Source organism: Polaribacter uvawellassae, assembly GCF_039748955.1.
In the GTDB taxonomy this organism is placed as follows: domain Bacteria; phylum Bacteroidota; class Bacteroidia; order Flavobacteriales; family Flavobacteriaceae; genus Polaribacter; species Polaribacter uvawellassae.
This window is the reverse complement of record NZ_JBDIZN010000012.1, coordinates 1-1,302: the sequence shown is the minus strand read 5'-3', so window position 1 is coordinate 1,302 and position 1,302 is coordinate 1. Positions and strand designations below refer to the sequence as shown.

The 1,302-nt window shown below is 32.7% G+C and carries 2 protein-coding genes; both read right to left on the bottom strand.

Going from position 1 to position 1,302, the window contains the following annotated elements; genetic code table 11:
- Positions 1–40: 40 nt before the first annotated feature.
- A complete protein-coding gene (locus ABDX67_RS13470; RefSeq protein WP_347175564.1) occupies positions 41–892 on the bottom strand; it encodes an IS3 family transposase in 852 nt (283 codons plus the stop codon).
- Positions 892–1,263 (bottom strand): transposase, encoded by a 372-nt coding sequence (locus ABDX67_RS13465; protein WP_072353383.1) that lies wholly within the window; start codon positions 1,261–1,263, stop codon positions 892–894. Before ABDX67_RS13465 ends, ABDX67_RS13470 begins: the two co-directional genes overlap by 1 nt.
- Positions 1,264–1,302: the final 39 nt, after the last annotated feature.

Genomic DNA, 1,302 nt, shown 5'->3' with positions numbered 1-1,302 from the left:
ATGTCTAGTCCTGAAATATGGCTACAGGTTAAAATTGAATTTACGCTGATAATTTATATACCATATTTGGTGTTTTATAGTCTAAAGATACGTGTAATCTTATTTGGTTGTATAAATTAATTGCATTTTTTGCAGCTCTTTTCGCATGAGCTACATTGTCAAAGGTTTGGTCGAGATAAAATTCGTCTTTTAAGATGCCATTTACACGTTCTGCCATTGCATTTTCGTAACAATGATTTTCTTCTGTCATACTAATATTTATTTTCTTTCTTTTCAATATTTGTGTGTATACATTGCTGCAATACTGTATTCCTCTGTCTGAATGATGAATGAGTTGTTTAATATTTTCAGCTTGATAAATAGCCTTATTAAGGGCTCTCACACAACCTTTTAGTTCCAAGCTATCACTAAGATCATAACCAACAATTTTTCTGGAATGCATATCAGTTATTAAAGCCAAGTAACAAAAGCCTTCTACGGTTCTTATGTAGGTTATATCACTCACCCAAACTTGGTTAGCTCTAGTAACTTCTAAGTCTTTTATAATGTTGTTATACTTATAAAAACGATGATACGAGTTTGTTGTTCTGGCACTGGTTTTCTTTCTAAGTGTTAGCATTTTATATTTTCTAAGAATATTAAACAGCGTATCTCTACCGACCTTAATATTGGCTTTAGTAAAGTCTACATCTAAAGATTTTACAAGTTTTCTTACGCCTTCTCTAGGAAGGGATTTGCGCCTTTTTCTAACGATGTTTATAATCTGTTGTTCAAGTCTTAATTGGTTATCAGCTCTAGATTTGTATTTATAATACGCATCCCGTTTAAGTCCGAAACAATGAGTTATAGTCGTTAAAGAAGCAAATCCCTTAGATTTCTCTTTCGCTTTGATTAAGGCTTTATACTTAGCTTTTTTTTTAGCTCTGCAACAGATTTGTAGCCTAGATCTTCAGCTGCTACTTCCAGATAAGAATCCAATACCATGGTATCCAGATCCTTTTTAAGTAACAGTTTTTTAAGCTGTTCAATTTCTTTTTGAAGCGCTTTAATTCGAGATATTTCGTCTTTAGTTTCCACTTTTACTCTGGTGTTCATTAAGTCTTTACGATTGTACTTTTTTATCCACTCATTGACTGTTGTAGGTGCGATAGAGTAGAGTTTACAAAGTTCGCTCTTTGTGTGTTTTCCGGTTGTAAGTTCGGCTAAAATTTTCAGTTTAAAGGGTTCTGAATACCGTCTAATTACTTTGTCATTTCTATACATAATGTTTAAAATTATGTAGCCTTTATTCAGGACGGGTCA